Source organism: Roseovarius nubinhibens ISM (assembly GCF_000152625.1).
GTDB lineage: Bacteria > Pseudomonadota > Alphaproteobacteria > Rhodobacterales > Rhodobacteraceae > Roseovarius > Roseovarius nubinhibens.
The window spans coordinates 3,231,017-3,250,910 of the sequence record NZ_CH724156.1; the positions used below are offsets into that span (position 1 = coordinate 3,231,017).

The following is a 19,894-nucleotide window of genomic DNA, read 5'->3' on the forward strand; positions in this document are numbered from 1 at the left end:
CTCTCCTCGAATCTGTGGATTACGGGGACAGGTCTGCCCTGCCCCCCATGTCATTTGCGTGAAACCCGAGGCTTAGCCTTCGGCGTTTTCCTTGACTTCCTCGGACGATTTGATGTCCAGGGGCGCATCTTTCGACATGGCGTCGTTATGCGCGGTCTCGTCGCTGACATTGCCGGTTTCGACGCCGTCCGACAGCGTCTCTTCTACAGGGGCCTCGGCCAGGGCACCGAGATCGACGCCTGCGGCACCCATCTGGGCCGACATGCCGTCGAGCGCGGCACGGCTCACCAGGTCGCAGTAGAGCGAGATGGCGCGGGCCGCGTCGTCGTTGCCGGGGATGATGTAGTCGATGCCATCGGGCGAGCAGTTGGTGTCAACCACAGCCACAACCGGGATGCCGAGCTTGTTGGCTTCGGCCACGGCGAGGGCTTCTTTCTTGACGTCGATGACGAAGAGCATGTCCGGCACGCCGCCCATTTCGCGGATACCGCCGAGCGAGGCCTGCAGCTTTTCCTGGTCGCGTTCGATGCCGAGACGCTCTTTCTTGGTGAGGCCTTCGGCGCCACCTTCGAGGGCTTCGTCAATCTCTTTGAGACGCTTGATCGACTGGCTCACGGTCTGCCAGTTGGTCAGCGTGCCGCCGAGCCAGCGGTGGTTCATGTAGAACTGGGCCGATTTTTCGGCGGCTTCGGCGACGGGGCCTGCGGCCTGACGCTTGGTGCCGACGAAGAGAACCCGGCCGCCTTTGGCCGCGGTGTCACGGATCGCATTCAAAGCCGCGTCCAGCATCGGAACGGTCTGGGTCAGGTCCATGATGTGGATGCCGTTACGCGCGCCATAGATGAACTCGCCCATACGGGGGTTCCAACGCTGCGTCTGGTGACCAAAGTGAACGCCTGCTTCGAGCAGCTGACGCATGGTGAACTCGGGAAGAGCCATGTCTTTTTCCTTTTCCGGTTTTCGCCTCGGCATGGGGTGAGAAGCGGCGCTTCAACCGGTGGACCGCCGGGGATGTCTCCCCCGATCAGCCCGCCCATACCTGCGGATTTCAGTGCCGCGCGTATAGACCGCCCCAACCAAAGGCGCAAGGGCAAAGGCACACGGACAAAGGCCCAAAAGCCGCAAACCGCCGCAAAAGATGGCAGAAGACCGTGTAGGCCACCCAAGACCGTGCCAAACCGGGGAAAAGAGAGCGGCAATCTGCCCCTGCCCCGTTGCCGCCCGGCCGCTTTCCGCCTACATACGGGTGACCCTTAGCAGTGGCATCATAATGAACACACCTTTCGACGACGAGCCGAAACCACCGCGCCGCCCCGGGCGCTTTGCAGGGCTCCGTGCCAGCTTTCTCACCGGGCTGGTGGTGATCGCGCCCGTGGGCATGACCGTCTGGCTGGTCTGGACGCTGGTGGGCTGGGTCGACGGGGTGGTTCTGCCGCTCGTGCCCTATGATCTGCGGCCCGAGAAATACATCGGCATCAACCTGCGCGGCGTCGGCGTCATCTTCTTCTTTGTCTTCACCATTCTGGTGGGTTGGATCGCCAAGGGGCTGATCGGGAAATCCATGATCGGCTTTGCCGAACGGCTGGTCGACCGGATGCCGGTGGTGCGTTCGATCTATTCCGGCGTGAAACAGATCGCCGAGACGGTCTTTGCCCAGAGCGAACGCAGCTTTGAAAAGGCCTGTCTCGTGCAATATCCGCGCAAGGGGATCTGGGCCATCGGCTTTATCTCGACCACCGCCAAGGGCGAAGTGGCGCGGCGGGCGGAGACCTCGGGCGCGCTGATGTCGATCTTTGTGCCGACGACGCCGAACCCGACCTCGGGGTTTTTGCTGTTTTTCCCGCGCGAAGATGTGATCGAGCTCGACATGTCGATCGAGGACGCGGCCAAGCTGGTGATCTCGGCGGGTCTCGTCTATCCGGGCAGCAAGGACCGGCCGGAGGATGCCGACGGCTGATCCCCCGATGCCCGTGGCCTAGCTGAACATCTCGGCCAGGTTGATCGTGTCGCGTTCACCCAGATCGTCGAAATGCGCGGCGAGAAACTCTTCTGCCGCCGCGCGCCCCGCCTCCTTGAGACGGCGCAGCAAGGCCGGCACCGGCACCATTTTCGTGGCCACTGACAGATCGCGCATCAGCCCGTCATCGGCGATCATATGAATGAGCACCCGCTTCATCGCGCCGCCCGGCATCGCGCCCTCGTCGAGCAGACGCTGGGCAAAGCTGATGGCGCGCAGCTCGCGCAAGAGCGAGCTGTTGAAACTGATCTCGTTGATCCGGTTCTGAATGTCCTGGGCGCTGCGCGGCACCGCGTCGCGTTCCAGAGGGTTGATGTTGATCACCACGATGTCGCGCGGGAAATCCGGGCGAAACAGCGGAAAGAGCGCCGGGTTGCCGGTATAGCCGCCATCCCAGTAATGCTCGCCACCGATTTCGACCGCTTGGAACATGGTCGGCAAACAGGCCGAGGCCAAGAGCACATCGGTGCTGATCTCATTGTCCTTGAACACCCGGATCTTGCCCGTCTTCACATTGGTCGCGCCAACGAAAAGCGCCGGCCCCGCCTCGGAACAGATCTTGTCATATTCGAACGCCTCGGCCACCGGGCGCAGCGGGTTGCTGTAGAACGGTCCATAGACATAGGGCGACACCGCGCGACTGACCGCATCGGCCATGAGGAAGGGCGGTGAAAAGCTCACCGCACGGCTGAGCTCGGCGCTGGGTAGGTCGAGCCCGAACCACGCGGGCCAGCGCAGATCGTTGACCGCGCCCATCTGCCCCCAGAGCCAGTTAAGCCGCTCTCGCGCCCCGTCGCGCCCATCCGCGACCCAACCCGATTTCACCGCCGCGCCATTCATCGCACCCGCCGAGGTGCCGGACATGGCGGCGATCTCGATCCGCTCGTCTTCGAGCAGCCGGTCGAGCACGCCCCAGGTATAGGCGCCATGCGCCCCGCCGCCCTGCAGCCCGAGATTGATCCGCTTGGTCGCGCGTTTGGCCATGGTTCGCCTCTCTCATAAATGCGGTCAGGGCAGAGGCCCGCCCCCTGCCCTGACATCTGCGCCTCTGCGCTGGTTCAGAGCGCCGTCCAGCCGCCGTCGACGCTGATCGTCGTGCCGGTCACCTGCGCCGCCGCATCCGAACAGAGATAGAGCGCCGTGCCGCCCAGCTGTTCGACCGTGGCGAACTCTTTCGACGGCTGCCGGGTGAGCATGACATTCTTGATCACCTCTTCACGGCTCATGCCATATTCCTTCATCGTGTCGGGGATCTGCGCCTCGACCAGCGGGGTGAGCACATAGCCCGGGCAGATGGCATTGGCGGTGATCGGCTCTTCTGCGGTCTCGAGCGCGGTCACCTTGGTGAGCCCGACGATGCCATGTTTCGCCGCCACATAGGCCGATTTGAAGGGCGAGGCAGTGAGACCATGGGCCGAGGCCACGTTGATCACCCGGCCCCAGCCCGCCTTGCGCATCAAGGGCAGCGCCGCGGCCGTTGTGTGAAAGGCCGAGTTGAGGTTGATCGCGATGATCGCATCCCATTTCTCGGTCGGAAACTCGGGCAGCGGGGCGACGTGCTGAATGCCCGCGTTGTTGACGAGAATATCGCAGACGCCGGCCTCTTCGATCAGCGCCCGGCAGTCCGCCGCTTTCGACATATCCGCCTTGATATAGCGCGCCTCGACGCCATGGGTCTTGGCCAGCTCGGCGGCCAGCGCGTGATCCTCGTCGCGGTCGGTGAACGAGTTCAGAACCACATTGATCCCGGCGCGGGCCAGCTCGGTGGCGATGCCCAGACCGATCCCCGAATTGGACCCGGTGACGACAGCAGTTTTACCTTGAACGCTCATGCATAGCTCTCCTCATGCTTTCCGCTTGCACCCTACATGCTGCACATGCGAAATGCACCAGCCGGATGTAGGACCAAGCGCAGCCCACGCCCGGCAAATTCGCACAACACGACAACGTGATCCCCGGGACGGGATTGCCGCATTCTGCACCATGGGAATCGCCGCCCCGAGGCCCTAGATGGATCAGGGGTGATGGCCGTCCCCGATGCGGGGCGCGATCAGAGGCGTAAAGGGATGCAAAGAAGGGCTGCGGCCAAAAAAAACGCCGGCACGAGGCCGGCGTTAAGTTATTGAGGCAGGTTTCATACAGGCAAGAAACCTATCGAGCAGTGACACCTTTATAAGCAATCTCGCGCTGGCATCCAAGCTAAAAGTTTGAAACTACGGAAATCTGTTACTACCCTGAGGGGCAGACAAATAAGGGCAGTCGGGAATTGTTGCCAAAATGATATCAGATATTTTCCGGCCCTTCGCGGTCGCGTTTACCTTTTTCGCAACGGGTTTTTGCCTCTCGCCCGCGCTGGCAGAGCCGAGCCATGGCATAGCTATGTATGGCGACCCGGCGCTGCCACCGGATTTTGTGTCGCTGCCCTATGCCAATCCCGATGCGCCGAAGGGCGGCAAGGTGGTCACGGCCAATGTCGGCGGCTTCGATTCGCTCAATCCTTTCATCGTGCGCGGCACCCCGCCCTGGCAATTCCGCTATCTCGCCTATGAAAGCCTGATGCTGCGCTCCGAGGACGAACCCTTCACCCTCTACGGTCTTCTGGCCGAATCGGTAGAGACCGATTCGTCGCGCAGCTGGGTCGAGTTCACGCTGCGCCCCGAGGCCCGGTTTTCCGATGGCAGCCCGGTCACCGTCGAGGATGTGATCTGGTCGCTCAGCGAAATCGGCGCGCGCGGGCATCTGCGCTATCGCGGGCTCTGGGACAAGATCGAGAAGATCGAGGAAACCGGCCCGCGCAGCCTGCGCATCAGCTTCAATTCGAAAGAGCGCGATCTGGCGCTCCTGGCCGGGCTGCGGCCCATCGTCAAGAAATCGCAATGGGACGGGCGCGATATCACCGAGAGCACGATCCACGACATCCCGATCGGCACCGCGCCCTATGTGGTCGAAAGCTATGAGATCGACCGCTATGTCACCCTGCGCCGCAATCCCGACTATTGGGGCCGCGACCTGCCGATCAAACGCGGCACCGACAATTTCGACGAGATCCGCATCGAGTTCTATGGCGACAACAATGTCATGCAGGAGGCGTTCAACGCCGGGGCCATTTCCTATCTGCGCGAATTCAACGCCGAGAAATGGGAGAGCCAGTATGATTTCCCCGCCGTGCAGCGCGGCGATATCGTCAAATCCGAGATCCCGCATCAGAAACCCTCGGGCATCAGCGGTTTCGTGATGAACACCCGACGCAAGCCGCTCGACGATTGGCGGGTGCGCGAGGCGCTCATCCGCGCCTTCAATTTCGAATTCATCAACGAGGCGCTCACCGGCGGCCGTCAGCCGCGCATCACCTCCTATTTCTCGGGCTCGGAACTGGCAATGGATCACGGTCCCGCCACCGGCGCGGTGCGCGAGCTTCTCCTGCCCTTTGCGGACGAGCTTCTGCCCGGCGCGCTCGAGGGCTATGCCCTGCCCGTCTCCGACGGCACCAAGCGCAACCGCGCCAATATTCGCAGCGCCGCCAAGCTTCTGGATGAGGCGGGCTATCCGGTGGTCGATGGGCTGCGCCGCGATGCCGGGGGCCGGCCGCTGACCCTCACCGTGGTGCTGAAACAGGACGGGCTCATCCAGCAGGCCAATGCGATGATGGCGATCTATGCCCGCGCGCTCGAACGGCTTGGCATCGCGCTCACCGTGCAAAGCGTCGACAAGGCGCAATATGGCACGCGCGAGGCCAACTACGATTTCGACCTCACCTTCATGCGCCGGTCGCTGTCGCTCAGCCCCGGCAATGAGCAATATTTCTACTGGGGGGCCGAAGGCGCCGATACGCCCGGCAGCCGCAATCTCATGGGGATGAAATCCGCCGCCGCCGAGGCGATGATCGCCCGGATGCTCGAGGCGGAAAGCCGCGAGGACTTCATCCACGCCACCCGCGCGCTCGACCGGGTGCTCACCACCGGGCGCTATGTGATCCCGATCCACCAATATGCGGTGGGCCGGATCGCCCATAAGAAAGAGCTCAAATACCCCAAGGAGCATCTGCCGATCTATGGCGATGGCGTGGCGTTCCTGCCGGCGGTCTGGTGGTTTGATCCGGAGTAAACTCCGTTCAGGTCAGCGACGTCACCCACAGCAGGGTGGCGTCTTCCTCGCTGATCGAAATGACGTTATGGCCCATGGTCCCGTCATAATAGGCGCTGTCGCCGCGCCGCATCTCGACCGGTTCGTAGAACTCGGTATAGAGCCGCACCACCCCGGTCAGCACGAACAGGAACTCTTCGCCATCATGGCGCACCCAGCCGTCGAACTCTTCCATCGACCGCGCCCGGATGCGGGCATGATAGGGCAGCATCTTCTTCTTGGTGAGCGTGTCTGACAGCAGCTTATGCTCATAGGTGGTGGTGAGATAAGGCGTGCCCTCGCCGAGCTTGGTCACCGTCATCCGCCCCGTCACCTGATCCTTCTGCGGCGCGGTAAAGAGCTGCGGCACGGAAATCTCGAGGCCCACCGCCAGCTTTTTCAACGCCTCATAGGTCGGCGACATCTGACCGTTCTCGATCTTCGACAGGGTCGACCGGGCCAGCCCCGCCTGCTTGGCGGCCTGTTCCAGCGTCCAGTCCCGCGCCTTGCGCAGCTCGCGCACACGCTGGCCGAGGTTGAGCGGCTCGCCATGCTCTTCACCGCCGCTGTCGCGGGCGATCCGGATGAGATTGTCAGAGGTCGGTTTTTCCATGGCGCGATGTATAAGAAGAGCCCTCGCCACTTGCAACTGCCCCGGCACGCCCCTACCCCTAAGCCCATGCTGTCTGTCTTCGATCAAGGCCCGCCTGCCCCTTGTCCCACGCCGTTCAACATGGCGGGCTATGTGCTTGGCGCGGCGGGTGCGACGCCCGAGAAACTGGCGCTGGCGGTGGTTGGAGCAACGGGGGCCGAGCGCTGGACCTATGCCGCGCTCGAGGCCGCCGTGCGCGGCACCGCGACCGGGCTCTTGCAGGCCGGGCTGCGCCCCGGTGACCGGGTGCTGATGCGGCTTGGCAACCGGGTGGAATTTCCCATCGCCTATCTCGCCGCGATCACCGCCGGGCTCGTCCCGGTGCCAAGCTCGGCGGCGCTCACCGCGCGCGAAGTGGCCAATATGCTGCCCGAGCTTGCCCCCTCGGTGATCCTGCACGCCCCCGACGTGGCCTGCCCCGAAACTGACCTGCCGGTGATCGGCGCCGATGCTCTGGCCGCGATGCGTGCCCTGCCGCCCGCCGGTTATGACATGGGCGATCCGAACCGTCCGGCCTATATCGTCTATACCTCCGGCACCTCCGGCAAGCCGCGTGGCGTGGTCCATGCCCATCGCGCCATCTGGGCGCGGCGGATGATGCATGACGGCTGGTACGGCATCGGCCCCGAGGACCGGCTCTTGCACGCCGGCGCGTTCAACTGGACCTATACGCTCGGCACCGGGCTGATGGACCCGTGGAGCGTCGGCGCCACCGCCCTGATCCCCGCCGAGGGCACCGATCTGGCTGCCCTGCCGGGGCTGATGGAGGCGCATGGCGCCACGATTTTCGCAGCCGCCCCAGGGGTTTACCGCAAGATCCTCAACGCGGGCGCGGCACGGGCGATCCCCAGCCTGCGCCACGGCCTCTCCGCAGGTGAGAAACTTCCCGCAAGTATCGAAGATAACTGGCAAAATGCCACCGGAACGCCGATCTACGAGGCCTATGGCATGTCGGAATGTTCGACCTTCATCTCCGGCGCGCCGCGCCGTCCCGCCACCCGTGGCACGCTTGGCCGACCACAGCCCGGCCGCCGCATCGCGATCCTCGGGACCGACGGCCCCGTGCCGCTCGGCACCGAAGGCACCATCGCCGTGCACCGCAGGGATCCGGGGTTGATGCTTGGCTATCTCGGGGCCGAGGACGAGACAAGGGACCGCATGCGAGGAGACTGGTTTTTGACCGGAGATCAGGGCGTTATGGATAACAGCTCATCCATCACCTATCTCGCCCGCAAGGACGATATGATGAATGCCGGCGGCTACCGCGTCTCGCCGCTCGAGGTGGAACAGGCGCTGTCGGACATTCCCGGCATCACCCAGATCGCCGTGACCGATATCGCCGTCCGCTCCGATGCCCGGCTCATCATGGCCTTCTACACCGGCCCAGCGCCGCTCTCGGAGGCCGAGCTCGCAAGGCTGGCCTCCGAGCGGCTGGCAGGCTACAAGACCCCGCGCGGCTTTTTCCATGTGGACGCCCTGCCGCAAAACCCGAATGGCAAGCTGCAGCGCCGCGCGCTTGCCCAGATCTATGAGGCCCTGCATGATCCGTCTTGATATCGTTTCCGACCCCATCTGCCCCTGGTGCTACATCGGGAAAACCTATCTGGATCAAGCGCTTGCAGAGCGACCCAATCATCCGTTCACCATCCTGTGGCACCCGTTTCAGCTCAACCCCGAGATGCCCGCCGAAGGCATGGACCGCCGCGCCTATCTCGAAGGGAAATTCGGCGGCAAAGAGGGCGCGCTGCGCGCCTATGCCCCGATCGTGGAACGCGCCGAAGAGATCGGGCTCAACATTGATTTCGCCGGGATCAAGCGCACGCCGAACACGATCGACGCCCATCGGCTCATCCATTGGGCCGAGGCCGAGGGCGTGCAGCAAGAGGTGGTAGACGCGCTCTTTCGCGCCTATTTCGAGGAAGGCCGGGACATCGGCGATGCCGCCACCCTGACTGAGATCGCCGAGAGCGCCGGGATGGACCGCGCCGTCACCGAACGGCTCTTGGCGGGTGAGGATGACAAGGCTGACGTGCGCGCCCGCGACACGCAGTTCCGCGAAATGGGCGTCTCTGGCGTGCCCTTCTTCATCGTCGCGGGCCAGCATGCGGTGCCCGGCGCCCAGCCCAAGGAAACCTGGATCAAGGTGATCGACGAGGTGCTCGAACAGCTGGCACAGGCCGCCGACAACCCGGACGCCGCCAGTCAGGGTTAACGCCTCCCCCCTAAGGCACTCCTGTGCATTCTTGCGCGCAACCCTGTGCGCAACCCGCCTATAGCGCGCGTGGTCACAACGTGATAGCGGCGGGACATGACCGAGACCGCACAACCGCAGGCTGCTCCGCAGGCCACGACGCCCCTCGCCGAACCGGCAATCGGGCGCACCGAATTCATTGCCCTGATGGCGATGATGATCGCCACCGTGGCCTTTTCCATCGACGCGATGCTGCCCGCCCTGCCCGAGATCACGGCCGAGCTTTCGGCGGATAATCCGAACCGGACACAGCTTCTGATCACCAGCTTTGTGCTCGGCATGGGCGCCGGCACGCTCTTTGTCGGGCCGATCTCGGACGCCTTTGGGCGCAAACCGGCGGTGGTCGGCGGCGCGGCGCTCTATTGCTTTGCGTCGCTTCTGGCCTGGGCCGCGCCCAATCTCGAACTGGTGATCGCGGCGCGGGTGCTGCAGGGCCTCGCGGCCTCGGCGGCGCGGGTCGTGCCCATGGCCGTCACCCGCGACTATTTCAAAGGCCGTGGCATGGCGCGGATCGTCTCCTTCATCATGATGGTCTTTACCCTCGTCCCGGCCATCGCCCCCTTGGCGGGCAGCGTCGTCATCGACTTTGCTGGCTGGCGCGGGCTCTTTGCGGTGCTGGTCGGGTTCGTGCTCATCTCGACGCTCTGGCTTGTGCTGCGCGTCCCCGAACCGCTGCCCCGCGACCGGCGCACCCCGTTCAACGCGCGCGCGCTCTGGCGCAATGCGGGCATCGTGCTGGCCCACCCGGCGGTGCGGATCAGCACGCTGGCCCAGACGCTTTGCCTCTCGGTGCTCTTCGCCTCGATCAGCAGCATCCACCAGATTTTCGACGTCACTTATGACCGCGCCGAGAGCTTTCCGCTCTGGTTCGCGGCCATCGCGCTGCTGTCGGGCGGGTTCAGCCTGATCAACGCGGCGCTGGTGATGCGGCTCGGCATGCGGCGGCTCATCCGGGTCGCCATGGTCGGCATGATCGCCCTGTCGCTCGCCGTCCTCGGGCTCGGCCTCGTCACCGGCGGCGCGGCGCTGCCCTTCTGGGTCTATGTGGTCTGGCAGGGCGGGATTTTCGTTCACACCGCCATGACCATGGGCAATCTCAACGCCATCGCGCTCGAACCGATGGGCCATCTCGCAGGCACCGCGACGAGCGTCTTCAGCGCCGCCGCCACCATGGGGTCTGTGGTCATCGCCATCCCCATCGGGCAGGCCTTCAACGGCACGCCGCTGCCGCTGATCATCGGGGCGCTTCTGGCGATTTCGCTGGCCTTCCTGTCGATGGCTTTCATGCCCGAGGAAGAGCGCGACGCCTGACCCGAGACCCGCGCCAAAGGATTTCGGTATACAACTGCATACATGACTTCCCTTTGCTGCGATTTTCCGCTAGCAACGCGCCAGATACGATTCCTCACACATGATCACATGAAAGGTGCGCCCCATGTCCAAGATCAAGGTAGCCAACCCGGTCGTCGAACTCGACGGCGATGAAATGACCCGGATCATCTGGGACTTCATCAAGAAGAAACTCATCCTGCCCTATCTCGACGTGGATCTGCTCTACTACGATCTCGGCATCGAAGAGCGCGACCGCACCGATGACCAGATCACCATCGACGCCGCCAATAAGATCAAGGAAATCGGCGTTGGCGTGAAATGCGCCACCATCACCCCCGATGAAGGCCGGGTCGAAGAGTTCGGCCTCAAGAAGATGTGGCGCAGCCCCAACGGCACCATCCGCAACATCCTCGGCGGTGTCGTCTTTCGCGAGCCGATCATCTGCTCGAACGTGCCGCGTCTGGTGCCGGGCTGGACCCAGCCCATCGTCATCGGTCGTCACGCCTTTGGTGACCAGTACCGCGCCACCGACATGAAATTCCCCGGCCCGGGCAAGCTGTCGATGAAATTCGTCGGCGAAGACGGCACCGTGATGGAAGAAGAGGTGTTCGACGCGCCCTCCTCCGGCATCTACATGGGCATGTACAACCTCGACCAGTCGATCATCGACTTTGCCCGCGCCTCGTTCAACTACGGGCTCAAGCGCGGCTACCCGGTCTATCTCTCGACCAAGAACACCATCCTCAAGCAATATGATGGTCAGTTCATGATCCTCTTCCAGAAGGTGTTCGACGAAGAGTTCAAGGACCAGTTCGAAGAGGCCGGCCTCACCTATGAGCACCGCCTGATCGACGACATGGTCGCCTCGGCGATGAAATGGTCGGGCGGCTATGTCTGGGCCTGCAAAAACTACGATGGCGACGTGCAGTCGGACACCGTGGCACAGGGCTTTGGCTCGCTCGGCCTGATGACCTCGCAGCTGATGACGCCGGATGGAAAGATCGTCGAGGCCGAAGCGGCCCACGGCACCGTCACCCGTCACTACCGTCAGCACCAGAAGGGCGAAGAGACCTCGACCAACTCGATCGCGTCGATCTTTGCCTGGACCGGCGGCCTCAAGCACCGCGCGAAACTCGACGAGAACGCGCCGCTCAAGACCTTTGCCGAAACGCTGGAAAAAGTCATCGTGGACACCGTCGAAAGCGGCCACATGACCAAGGACCTGGCGCTGCTCGTCGGCCCCGATCAGGGCTGGCTCACCACCATGGGCTTCCTCGAGAAAGTCGACGAAAACCTCGGCAAGGCCCTCAAGGGCTAAGCCAGACGGCATCGCAAAGATCGAAAACGGGGCGTCCTCACGGCGCCCCGCTTTATTTTGTGGCTCTCACAAGCTGGACCCCAAGCTGCGACAAAATTTCATCCGGCGCGGATTGACAGTTTTTTCCCGCTCTGGTCTGGCTGGACCATAGTCCCAAAAAGAGATTGCCCCATGACCCGCGCCTATCTTCTGCTTGTCGTCGCCGTCCTTTTCGAAGGGCTCGGCACCACCAGCCTGCAAGCCTCACAACAATTCACCCGGCTTTGGCCCTCGCTCGGCGTGATCCTCGGCTTTGGCGCGGCGTTCTTTTTCCTGATGCAGGTGCTCAAGGTCATGCCGCTCGGCGTAACCTATGCGCTCTGGTCCGGTCTCGGCATCTGCCTCACGGTGTTCCTGGGCTGGCTCGTCTTCAACCAAAAGGTTGATTTGCCGGCCTTTCTCGGCCTGTCGATGATCGTGGGCGGCATCGTGGTGATCAATCTCTTCTCCTCGACCGCCACCCACTGAACCCCATCGTCAGAGCGGCAGTTCGGTGGTCGATTTGATCTCTTCCATCGACAGAAGCGCGGTGACGTTATGCACCTTCACCTCTGAAATCAGCGCCTGATAGAACGTGTCATAGGCCCGCGCATTTTGCACCCGGACCTTGAGGATGTAATCGATATCTCCCGCCAGCCGATGCGCCTCCTGCACCTCGGGCCGATCGCGCAGCGCCTTGAGAAACGCCTTCTGCCAGGCCGCGTCATGTTCAGATGTGCGGATAAGCACGAAAAAACAGGCCTCAAAGCCCAGCGCCTCGGGGTCGAGAAGATAGGTCTGCTGACGGATCACCCCGGCCTCGCGCAGCTTGCGAATCCGGTTCCACACCGGGGTCTTCGAACTGCCCACGGATTTGGCGATATCATCGAGCGACTGACCGCCATCCTGCTGCAGTTGCAAAAGGATTTTTCGGTCAAGATCATCGATACGAACGGACATTCCAGCTTTCCTCTTTCCTTGGAACGGGCGGCCTAACCGGCGGCTGATCTGGAACATATGTCCTTATTCGCCCGCCCATCTAGCGCGTTGGTGGGAATAAATTCTATATATCAGGGCAAGTCAACCGCAAGCCGAGGCCCCGCCCCATGAAACACTTTCCCATTTTCGTAGCCCTCGAAGGCCGCCGCGTCGTGCTCTCGGGCGGTGGCGATGCGGCCCTTGCGAAACTGCGGCTCCTGCTCAAGACCGAGGCCGCCATCCATGTCTATGCCAAGACCCCCGCGCCCGAGATCGTGACCTGGGCCGACGAGGCCCGGCTGACCCTGCACCGGCGCACATTGGCCGCAGGCGACTGCGAAGGCGCCACGCTCTTCTATGCCGCCGATGAGGACGCCACCGAAGACGCCCGCACCGCCGCCCTTGCCACCGCAGAGGGCGCGCTAGTCAATATCGTCGACAATCTGAGCGACAGCCAGTTCATCACCCCCGCCATCGTCGACCGCGATCCGGTCACCGTGGCGATCGGCACCGAAGCGCGGCCCCGGTCCTCGCCCGCGCCATTAAGCCGATCTCGAGGCGCGGCTGCCCGCCCATCTCGGCCTTCTGGCGCGCATCGGCAGGCCTTCCGCCATGCCGTCGACGTGCTGCCCATGGGCCGCCGCCGCCGCGACTACTGGGCCGATTATTATTTCCGCCAGGGCCCACGCGCTCTCGAACAGGGCGGGCCGGACGCGGTGCGCCGCACCCTCGCCAGCCTGCTCGACGACTACAAGACCCGCGAAGACCGCGCCGGTCACGTGGCCTTTGTCGGGGCTGGCCCGGGCGATCCCGAGCTGCTGACGCTCAAGGCCCGCCGCGCCCTCGACGAGGCCGATGTGGTGATCCATGACCGTCTGGTGACGCCTGAGATCCTCGAACTGGCCCGCCGCGAGGCGGTGCTCGTCGACGCGGGCAAAGAGGGCTTTGGCCCCTCGATGACCCAGGACGAGATCAACCGCCTCATCGTCGCACATGCCGAGAGCGGCGCCCAGGTGGTGCGGCTCAAGGGCGGCGATCCCACCGTGTTCGGCCGTCTCGACGAAGAGATCGACGCCGTGACCGAGGCGGGCATCACCTATCACGTGGTCCCCGGCATCACCGCCGCCTCGGCCTCTGTCGCCGCCATCGGTCAGAGCCTCACCAGCCGTGGCCGCAACAGCTCGGTCCGCTTTCTCACCGGCCATGACACCCGGGGCTTTGCCGATCACGATTGGGCGGCGCTGGCCCGGCCCGGCGAAGTGGCGGCGATCTACATGGGCAAGAAATCCGCCCGCTTTATCCAAGGCAGGTTGATCATGCATGGCGCCGACCGCGCCACCCCGGTCACCGTGATCGAAAACGCCACCCGCCCCGATCAACGCGTGCTCTCGACGACGCTCGACGCGCTGCCCGCCGATCTCACGGCCGCCGGTCTCACCGGCCCCGCCCTCACCTTCTATGGCCTTGCGCCGCGTGCGGCCCAGGCCGCGCTGACCCAAACGAAACAGGAGTTCGCCTGACATGGCCCGCGCCTTTACCCCGAAAATCATCACCGCCAATGCCCTGCTCGAGGGCGATGTGGTCTATCTCACCGCCGATGATCGCTGGTCGCGCCAGATCTCCGAGGCCGAGCTGCTGACCGACGAGGCGCATGCCCAGCTGCGCCTTCTGGGCGCAGAGGCCCAGACCGGCACCGTCGTCGGCGTCTATCTCGCCGATGCCAAACCCGGCGACACCGGCCCCGAGCCCACCCATTTCCGCGAGGAATTCCGGCGCACCGGCCCCTCCAACTACTTCCACGGCAAGCAAGCGGAGCAAGCCTGATGTACAGCTATAATGAATTCGACGCGGCCTTTGTCGCCGAACGCAACCGCCAGTTCCGCGCCCAGGTCGAACGCCGCATCGACGGCTCGCTCACCGAGGACGAGTTCAAGCCGCTGCGCCTGATGAACGGTCTCTACCTGCAGCTCCACGCCTATATGCTGCGCGTGGCGATCCCCTATGGCACGCTCAACTCCCGCCAGATGCGTCAGCTCGCGCTGCTCGCGGAAAAGTGGGACAAGGGCTATGGCCATTTCACCACCCGCCAGAACATTCAGTACAACTGGCCCGAGCTGCGCGACGTGCCCGACATGCTCGACGCGCTGGCCGAGGTGGAGATGCACGCGATCCAGACCTCGGGCAACACGATCCGCAACGTGACCGCCGACCATTTCGCCGGGGCCGCCGCCGATGAGGTGACGGATCCGCGTCCCGTGGCCGAGCTCTTGCGCCAATGGTCGACCGACCACCCGGAATTTCAGTTCCTGCCGCGCAAGTTCAAGATCGCCGTCACCGGCTCCGAAAATGACCGCGCGGTGATCCGCGCCCATGACATCGGCATCCAGGTGGTCGAGCGCGACGGTCAGATCGGCTATCGCATCCTCGTCGGCGGCGGCCTTGGCCGGACCCCGATGATCGGCAAGGTGCTCAATGATTTCGTCGCCCAAGAAGACCTGCTGCCCTATGTCGAGGCGGTGGTCAGCGTCTGGAACCTGCTCGGGCGTCGCGACAACAAATACAAGGCCCGGATCAAGATCACCGTGCATGAGCACGGCATCGACGACATCCGCGCCCGCGTCGACGCGGCCTATGCCCGCATCCGGCCGAGCTTTGGCGGGCTCGATCTCGACCTTTTCGAAGATATCAAATCGGCCTTTGCCGCGCCGGCCTTTTCGCAAAAGCCCACCGCGCTCTTTGACACGGCCTATCAGACCGACCCGATCTTCCGCGCCTGGGCCGACACCAACCTGGCCGAGCACCGCGCGCCGGGCTATGCCATCGTGCAGATCAGCCTCAAGGCCCATGGCGAGACGCCGGGCGACGCCACCGCCGAACAGATGCGGGTGATGGCCGATCTCGCCGAACGCTTTGGCCATGACGAGCTGCGCATCAGCCATGAGCAGAACGTGATCCTGCCGCATGTCCATAAATCGGACCTGCCCGAGATCCACGCCACGCTCAAGAAACACGGGCTCGCCACCGCCAATATCGGTCTCATCTCCGATATCATCGCCTGCCCCGGCATGGATTACTGCGCGCTGGCCACCGCCCGCTCGATCCCCGTGGCGCAACAGATTGCCACCCGCTTTGACGAGCTCAAGCTCGAGCATGAGATCGGCGATCTCAAGATCAAGATCTCGGGCTGCATCAACGCCTGCGGCCATCACCATGTGGGCCATATCGGCATTCTCGGCCTCGATCGCGCGGGCGTGGAAAACTATCAGATCACCCTCGGCGGTGACGGATCGGAAAACGCTTCGCTCGGCGAACGCACCGGACCGGGCTTTGCCTATGATGAGATCATTCCCGCCATCGAACGCCTGATCGCCGCCTATCTGCAGCACCGCGACAACCCCGAGGAAACCTTCCTCGCGGCCTATCGCCGGCTGGGCATGGCGCCGTTCAAGGCGGCGCTCTATGACGAGGCACAGGCCTATGCAGCCGAATGAGGATCTTGGCACACGGGTCTCCGGGCTCAACGACTGGTACCGGCTGAACTCGGCCACCAGCGTGCTGCGCCACGCGCTCACGGATCCCGCCGCGGGTCAGCTGGCGCTGGTGTCGAGCTTCGGGGCGGAATCGGTCGTGCTCTTGCACATGGTGTCGGTGATCGACCGGACCACCCCGGTGATCTTTCTCGACACCGAGCTGCTCTTTGCCGAAACGCTGGTCTACCAGCAGGAGCTGAGCGAGCGGCTCGGCCTCAAGGATCTGCGCATCATTCGCGCGGACCCGGACGAGGTTCAGGCCACCGACCCGGAACAGTCGCTACACCGACGCGATACCGACGCCTGCTGTACGCTGCGCAAGACCCGGCCCTTGGCCCGTGCTCTTGACGGGTTCGACGGCTGGATCACCGGGCGCAAACGCTATCAGGGCGGTGCCCGCGCCACGCTCGATTTCTTCGAGACCGAAGAGGGCACCGGCCGGATGAAGGTCAACCCGCTGGCCCATTGGCGCCCCGAAGACGTGCGCACCTATATGGAAGAAAATCGCCTGCCAAAACATCCGCTTGTGGCACGCGGCTACCCGTCGATCGGCTGTATGCCCTGCACCAGCCCGGTCACCGATGGCGACACAGACCCCCGCGCCGGACGCTGGCGCGGCCAAGACAAAACCGAATGTGGCATCCATTTCGTGGATGGAAAAATGATCAGAACCGGAGAAAACGCATGAGCATTCTCGTACAAGACCAGGGCTTTCAGCCCGACGATTGGACCGCCCCGATCACCGCGCTCGAAGATGCGCGCGCGGGCTATGGCATCGACCTTCCTTCCTCGACCGACCCGGTCGAGCTGGCCGGTCGCTTGGGCAATATCCCCTTGATCCGGGTGGATTTTCCGAGCTTCGCCGACGGCCGCGGCTTTACCATCGCGCGGCAATTGCGCCTGATGGGCTACACCGGACGACTGCGCGCCCGCGGCCATGTGATCGCCGATCAATACGCCATGGCGCGCCGCGCGGGCTTTGACGAGGTGGAGATTTCCGAAGATCTCGCCGCCCGCCAGCCCGAGGATCAATGGCTCTTCCGGGCCGATTGGCGCAACCATGACTATCAGGCCCGCCTGCGCGGCTAGGTCTTTCGCCTCTTCCCATAACCGACTATCAGGAGGTGCCGGCGCGCGACGCCGGCACAGACATGCATGAACGAGATTGCCGACGTGACCGACGCCAGCCCCATCAAGGCCAAACCCGCCCTGCCTGACGCCCAGAAAGTGACCGAAGTCACCCATTGGACGGACCGGCTGTTTTCCTTCCGCGTGACCCGCCCCGCGAGCCTGCGCTTTCGCTCGGGCGAGTTCGTGATGATCGGGCTGATGGGCGACCCGCATCCCGAAACCGGCAAGCAAAAACCGCTCCTGCGCGCCTATTCCATCGCCTCGCCCTCCTGGGATGAAGAGCTCGAGTTCTACTCGATCAAGGTGCAGGACGGCCCGCTGACCTCCAAGCTGCAGCATATCCAGCCTGGCGACGAGATCATCCTGCGCCCGAAACCCGTGGGCACGCTGGTGCATGACGCGCTCCTGCCCGGCAAGCGGCTGTGGTTCTTTGCCACCGGCACCGGCTTTGCGCCCTTCGCCTCGCTCTTGCGCGAGCCGCAGACCTACCACGATTATGACGAGGTGATCATCACCCACACCTGCCGTGGCGCGGACGAGCTCAAATACGGCGCGGCGCTGATCGACAGCATCCGCAATGATGAGATGCTGGCCGAGCTGATCGGCGAAGGCTTTGCCGACAAGATCCGCTACTACCCGACCACCACCCGCGAAGAGAGCCCCAAGATGGGCCGGATCACCGATCTGCTGCGCAAGGGCGAGGTGTTCGAGGATCTCGGCATCGACCCCATCGCGCCCGAACATGACCGCGCGATGATCTGCGGCAACCTCGCCTTTAACCTCGAGCTCAAGGACCTGCTCGAAGAGTTCGGGCTCAAGGAAGGCGCCAATTCCGATCCGCAGACCTATGTGGTGGAAAAAGCCTTCCTCGACTGAGGCCTAGCCCCCATCCGGGGCACCCAGCCAAGGCTCAGCCATAAAAAAAGGCCCGCATCGCGCGGGCCTTTTTCGATTATGAGGACCGGGTTTATTCGGTCACTTTCTTCATCGCATCCTTGGCGGCGTCGGTGGCCGCATCGGTCGCGTCCTTGGCGGCCTCGGCGGCACTGTCCATCGCTTCCTTGGCGGCGTCTTCGATCTTCTGCATCGTCGCGTCGCTGGTGGCGTCCGAGGTGGCCTCGGTGGCAGTATTGGCCGCATCCGTGGCGGTCTCGGCGGCCGCATCGCCCGCGTCGCTCGCCGCGCCGGACACATTGCTGGCCGCGTCGCCTGCGGCCTCGGTGGTGGCCTCAGTGGCCTCAGCGGCTTCCGTCGCGGTCTCTGTCGCAGTCTCGGTGGCGCTCTCGGTGGCGGCAGCCGCCGCATCGCCGGTGGCCTCGGTGGCATTCTCGACCGCCTCGGCCGTGCTCTCAGCCGCTGCATTGGCCGCGTCACCCGCCGCCTCAACCGCCTCGCCTGCGGCCTCGGTCACGGCCTCGGCCCCTTCGGCCACGGCATCAGCGGCCTCGGTCGCCATCTCGGTGGCGGTCTCCGCCGCCGCATTCACAGCGTCCCCGGCTGCATCGGCGGCTTCACTTGCGGCCTCGGCCGTCGCATCCACCGCTTCCTTGGCTTCGTCCATGGCGGTTTCGCCCATGGATTTGCCGTCCTCGACGAGCTCCTGAGGCGATTTACCTGTGATGAGAAAATAGCCGCCGATGAGAACGGCCCCGGCCAACGCAATCCAAAGAAGATTTTTCATTTGCTTAGTCCCTTGCAAAATGGCCGACATACCGTGATCGGCCTGAAAACTACGGACCTCAAATGACCCATGCCGAGGCTCCCGACAAGGGGGAAACTCATCCCGCCCAGCGCAAACCGGCGCTCTCCCACAGTTTGTGCGCCAAGCCCGGTTTTCCGGTGTAAATTCGTAAAAACCCTTGATTTGCCGCTTGAAACACCCGCAACGCGGGTCTATTTTGCACCCTCGAACATTCGTCCATTATTCAAGGAACAAAGCCATAGCCCGCAGACCTCACAACGCGCCGCCGACACGGGACACTGGTCCCCGGATCAACGATCGCATCCGTGCAGACGAAATCCGCCTGATCGGCGCAGACGGCGAAAACGTCGGGGTCGTGACCCCGACCCGGGCGATGGAGATGGCCGAAGAGGCCGGTCTCGATCTGGTCGAGATTTCCCCCAATGCCAATCCCCCGGTCTGTAAGATCATGGATTTCGGCAAATACAAATACGAACAGCAAAAGCGGGAATCTGAAGCCCGCAAAAAGCAAAAGGTGATCGAGGTCAAGGAAATCAAATTCCGGCCCAACACCGACACGCATGACTATGAAGTCAAAATGCGCAGCGTGATGAAATTCCTCGAGAATGGCGACAAGGTGAAGATCACCATGCGCTTCCGGGGCCGCGAAATGGCGCACCAGGATCTGGGCCGCCAGCTGCTGCAACGGGTTTCCGGTGATATCGAAGGCGTGGGCAAGGTGGAAAACATGCCCAAGATGGAAGGCCGTCAGATGATCATGATCATCGCGCCCGCCGCCCGCTAACGGGTCCTCGCCTCCAGGATTTCAACGGCGTCCCGCTTGGGGCGCCGTTTGCGTTTCGG

At 63.6% G+C, this 19,894-nt stretch carries 20 protein-coding genes; 14 read left to right on the forward strand and 6 right to left on the reverse strand.

The annotated features are described in order from the left end of the window. Nucleotides 1-72: 72 nt before the first annotated feature. Complete coding sequence (gene rpsB / locus ISM_RS15485) at nt 73-939, reverse strand: 30S ribosomal protein S2 (RefSeq protein ID WP_040618146.1); 867 nt, start codon at nt 937-939, stop codon at nt 73-75. Between the two features lie 331 nt (nt 940-1,270). On the opposite strand from rpsB, the gene ISM_RS15490 reads away from it, so the two are divergent. Then, complete coding sequence (locus tag ISM_RS15490; RefSeq protein ID WP_009815142.1) at nt 1,271-1,957, forward strand: DUF502 domain-containing protein; 687 nt, start codon at nt 1,271-1,273, stop codon at nt 1,955-1,957. Nucleotides 1,958-1,975: 18 nt separating this feature from the next. Here the strand turns inward: ISM_RS15490 and ISM_RS15495 are convergent, their stop codons facing one another. Beyond that, nucleotides 1,976-3,001 (reverse strand): patatin-like phospholipase family protein, encoded by a 1,026-nt coding sequence (locus ISM_RS15495; protein WP_009815143.1) that lies wholly within the window; start codon nt 2,999-3,001, stop codon nt 1,976-1,978. Nucleotides 3,002-3,075: 74 nt separating this feature from the next. After that, a complete protein-coding gene (locus ISM_RS15500; protein WP_009815144.1) occupies nt 3,076-3,849 on the reverse strand; it encodes a 3-hydroxybutyrate dehydrogenase in 774 nt (257 codons plus the stop codon). 445 nt (nt 3,850-4,294) lie between these two features. Between ISM_RS15500 and ISM_RS15505 the strand changes: the two genes are divergently transcribed. Continuing rightward, nucleotides 4,295-6,121 carry an extracellular solute-binding protein gene (locus tag ISM_RS15505; protein ID WP_156783417.1) on the forward strand — a complete coding sequence of 609 codons (1,827 nt, stop codon included), beginning with the start codon at nt 4,295-4,297 and terminating at the stop codon, nt 6,119-6,121. 7 nt (nt 6,122-6,128) lie between these two features. On the opposite strand, the gene ISM_RS15510 is transcribed toward ISM_RS15505, so the two are convergent. Continuing rightward, entirely contained in the window at nt 6,129-6,752 is a 624-nt protein-coding gene (locus ISM_RS15510; RefSeq protein WP_009815146.1) for a helix-turn-helix domain-containing protein, read from the reverse strand. 66 nt (nt 6,753-6,818) lie between these two features. On the opposite strand from ISM_RS15510, the gene ISM_RS15515 reads away from it, so the two are divergent. The 5 genes from ISM_RS15515 to ISM_RS15535 all read left to right on the forward strand — a co-directional run bounded on the left by ISM_RS15515 (nt 6,819) and on the right by ISM_RS15535 (nt 12,199). Continuing rightward, the gene (locus ISM_RS15515; protein WP_009815147.1) at nt 6,819-8,345 is read left to right on the forward strand and encodes a class I adenylate-forming enzyme family protein; all 1,527 of its coding nucleotides are present in this window, start codon (nt 6,819-6,821) and stop codon (nt 8,343-8,345) included. Continuing rightward, entirely contained in the window at nt 8,332-9,003 is a 672-nt protein-coding gene (locus ISM_RS15520; RefSeq protein WP_009815148.1) for a DsbA family oxidoreductase, read from the forward strand. Before ISM_RS15515 ends, ISM_RS15520 begins: the two co-directional genes overlap by 14 nt. A gap of 96 nt (nt 9,004-9,099) precedes the next feature. Next, nucleotides 9,100-10,353: a multidrug effflux MFS transporter gene (locus ISM_RS15525; RefSeq protein ID WP_009815149.1), complete on the forward strand. Its 1,254-nt coding sequence runs from the start codon at nt 9,100-9,102 to the stop codon at nt 10,351-10,353. Nucleotides 10,354-10,477: 124 nt separating this feature from the next. Further along, nucleotides 10,478-11,692, forward strand: a complete 1,215-nt coding sequence (locus ISM_RS15530) for an NADP-dependent isocitrate dehydrogenase (protein WP_009815151.1) — start codon at nt 10,478-10,480, stop codon at nt 11,690-11,692. A 171-nt stretch (nt 11,693-11,863) separates the two neighbouring features. Then, nucleotides 11,864-12,199 (forward strand): DMT family transporter, encoded by a 336-nt coding sequence (locus ISM_RS15535; protein WP_009815152.1) that lies wholly within the window; start codon nt 11,864-11,866, stop codon nt 12,197-12,199. A gap of 9 nt (nt 12,200-12,208) precedes the next feature. Here the strand turns inward: ISM_RS15535 and ISM_RS15540 are convergent, their stop codons facing one another. Further along, the gene (locus ISM_RS15540) at nt 12,209-12,670 is read right to left on the reverse strand and encodes an Lrp/AsnC family transcriptional regulator (protein WP_009815153.1); all 462 of its coding nucleotides are present in this window, start codon (nt 12,668-12,670) and stop codon (nt 12,209-12,211) included. Between the two features lie 146 nt (nt 12,671-12,816). On the opposite strand from ISM_RS15540, the gene cysG reads away from it, so the two are divergent. The 6 genes from cysG to ISM_RS15570 all read left to right on the forward strand — a co-directional run bounded on the left by cysG (nt 12,817) and on the right by ISM_RS15570 (nt 18,225). Next, nucleotides 12,817-14,208, forward strand: coding sequence for a siroheme synthase CysG (gene cysG, locus ISM_RS15545; RefSeq protein WP_009815154.1), 1,392 nt, complete (start codon nt 12,817-12,819; stop codon nt 14,206-14,208). Between the two features lies 1 nt (nt 14,209). Next, nucleotides 14,210-14,512 (forward strand): DUF2849 domain-containing protein, encoded by a 303-nt coding sequence (locus tag ISM_RS15550; protein ID WP_009815155.1) that lies wholly within the window; start codon nt 14,210-14,212, stop codon nt 14,510-14,512. Next, nucleotides 14,512-16,179 carry a nitrite/sulfite reductase gene (locus ISM_RS15555; protein WP_009815156.1) on the forward strand — a complete coding sequence of 556 codons (1,668 nt, stop codon included), beginning with the start codon at nt 14,512-14,514 and terminating at the stop codon, nt 16,177-16,179. The genes ISM_RS15550 and ISM_RS15555 overlap by 1 nt, the downstream gene beginning before the upstream one ends. Next, nucleotides 16,166-16,906: a phosphoadenylyl-sulfate reductase gene (locus tag ISM_RS15560; protein ID WP_009815157.1), complete on the forward strand. Its 741-nt coding sequence runs from the start codon at nt 16,166-16,168 to the stop codon at nt 16,904-16,906. The genes ISM_RS15555 and ISM_RS15560 overlap by 14 nt, the downstream gene beginning before the upstream one ends. Further along, nucleotides 16,903-17,307, forward strand: a complete 405-nt coding sequence (locus tag ISM_RS15565) for a DUF934 domain-containing protein (protein ID WP_009815158.1) — start codon at nt 16,903-16,905, stop codon at nt 17,305-17,307. Before ISM_RS15560 ends, ISM_RS15565 begins: the two co-directional genes overlap by 4 nt. Before the next feature lie 66 nt (nt 17,308-17,373). Continuing rightward, complete coding sequence (locus ISM_RS15570; protein ID WP_009815159.1) at nt 17,374-18,225, forward strand: ferredoxin--NADP reductase; 852 nt, start codon at nt 17,374-17,376, stop codon at nt 18,223-18,225. A 91-nt stretch (nt 18,226-18,316) separates the two neighbouring features. Here the strand turns inward: ISM_RS15570 and ISM_RS15575 are convergent, their stop codons facing one another. Then, entirely contained in the window at nt 18,317-19,030 is a 714-nt protein-coding gene (locus ISM_RS15575) for a hypothetical protein (protein WP_009815160.1), read from the reverse strand. Between the two features lie 217 nt (nt 19,031-19,247). Between ISM_RS15575 and infC the strand changes: the two genes are divergently transcribed. After that, entirely contained in the window at nt 19,248-19,835 is a 588-nt protein-coding gene (gene infC, locus ISM_RS15580) for a translation initiation factor IF-3 (RefSeq protein WP_246557992.1), read from the forward strand. Nucleotides 19,836-19,894: the final 59 nt, after the last annotated feature.

What these genes read in the sequence shown, in the direction of transcription:
- rpsB (WP_040618146.1), bottom strand. Translation starts at nt 939, where the DNA reads ATGGCTCTTCCCGAGTTCACCATGCGTCAGCTGCTCGAAGCAGGCGTT.
- ISM_RS15490 (WP_009815142.1), top strand. Translation starts at nt 1,271, where the DNA reads ATGAACACACCTTTCGACGACGAGCCGAAACCACCGCGCCGCCCCGGG.
- ISM_RS15495 (WP_009815143.1), bottom strand. Translation starts at nt 3,001, where the DNA reads ATGGCCAAACGCGCGACCAAGCGGATCAATCTCGGGCTGCAGGGCGGC.
- ISM_RS15500 (WP_009815144.1), bottom strand. Translation starts at nt 3,849, where the DNA reads ATGAGCGTTCAAGGTAAAACTGCTGTCGTCACCGGGTCCAATTCGGGG.
- ISM_RS15505 (WP_156783417.1), top strand. Translation starts at nt 4,295, where the DNA reads ATGATATCAGATATTTTCCGGCCCTTCGCGGTCGCGTTTACCTTTTTC.
- ISM_RS15510 (WP_009815146.1), bottom strand. Translation starts at nt 6,752, where the DNA reads ATGGAAAAACCGACCTCTGACAATCTCATCCGGATCGCCCGCGACAGC.
- ISM_RS15515 (WP_009815147.1), top strand. Translation starts at nt 6,819, where the DNA reads ATGCTGTCTGTCTTCGATCAAGGCCCGCCTGCCCCTTGTCCCACGCCG.
- ISM_RS15520 (WP_009815148.1), top strand. Translation starts at nt 8,332, where the DNA reads ATGATCCGTCTTGATATCGTTTCCGACCCCATCTGCCCCTGGTGCTAC.
- ISM_RS15525 (WP_009815149.1), top strand. Translation starts at nt 9,100, where the DNA reads ATGACCGAGACCGCACAACCGCAGGCTGCTCCGCAGGCCACGACGCCC.
- ISM_RS15530 (WP_009815151.1), top strand. Translation starts at nt 10,478, where the DNA reads ATGTCCAAGATCAAGGTAGCCAACCCGGTCGTCGAACTCGACGGCGAT.
- ISM_RS15535 (WP_009815152.1), top strand. Translation starts at nt 11,864, where the DNA reads ATGACCCGCGCCTATCTTCTGCTTGTCGTCGCCGTCCTTTTCGAAGGG.
- ISM_RS15540 (WP_009815153.1), bottom strand. Translation starts at nt 12,670, where the DNA reads ATGTCCGTTCGTATCGATGATCTTGACCGAAAAATCCTTTTGCAACTG.
- cysG (WP_009815154.1), top strand. Translation starts at nt 12,817, where the DNA reads ATGAAACACTTTCCCATTTTCGTAGCCCTCGAAGGCCGCCGCGTCGTG.
- ISM_RS15550 (WP_009815155.1), top strand. Translation starts at nt 14,210, where the DNA reads ATGGCCCGCGCCTTTACCCCGAAAATCATCACCGCCAATGCCCTGCTC.
- ISM_RS15555 (WP_009815156.1), top strand. Translation starts at nt 14,512, where the DNA reads ATGTACAGCTATAATGAATTCGACGCGGCCTTTGTCGCCGAACGCAAC.
- ISM_RS15560 (WP_009815157.1), top strand. Translation starts at nt 16,166, where the DNA reads ATGCAGCCGAATGAGGATCTTGGCACACGGGTCTCCGGGCTCAACGAC.
- ISM_RS15565 (WP_009815158.1), top strand. Translation starts at nt 16,903, where the DNA reads ATGAGCATTCTCGTACAAGACCAGGGCTTTCAGCCCGACGATTGGACC.
- ISM_RS15570 (WP_009815159.1), top strand. Translation starts at nt 17,374, where the DNA reads ATGAACGAGATTGCCGACGTGACCGACGCCAGCCCCATCAAGGCCAAA.
- ISM_RS15575 (WP_009815160.1), bottom strand. Translation starts at nt 19,030, where the DNA reads ATGAAAAATCTTCTTTGGATTGCGTTGGCCGGGGCCGTTCTCATCGGC.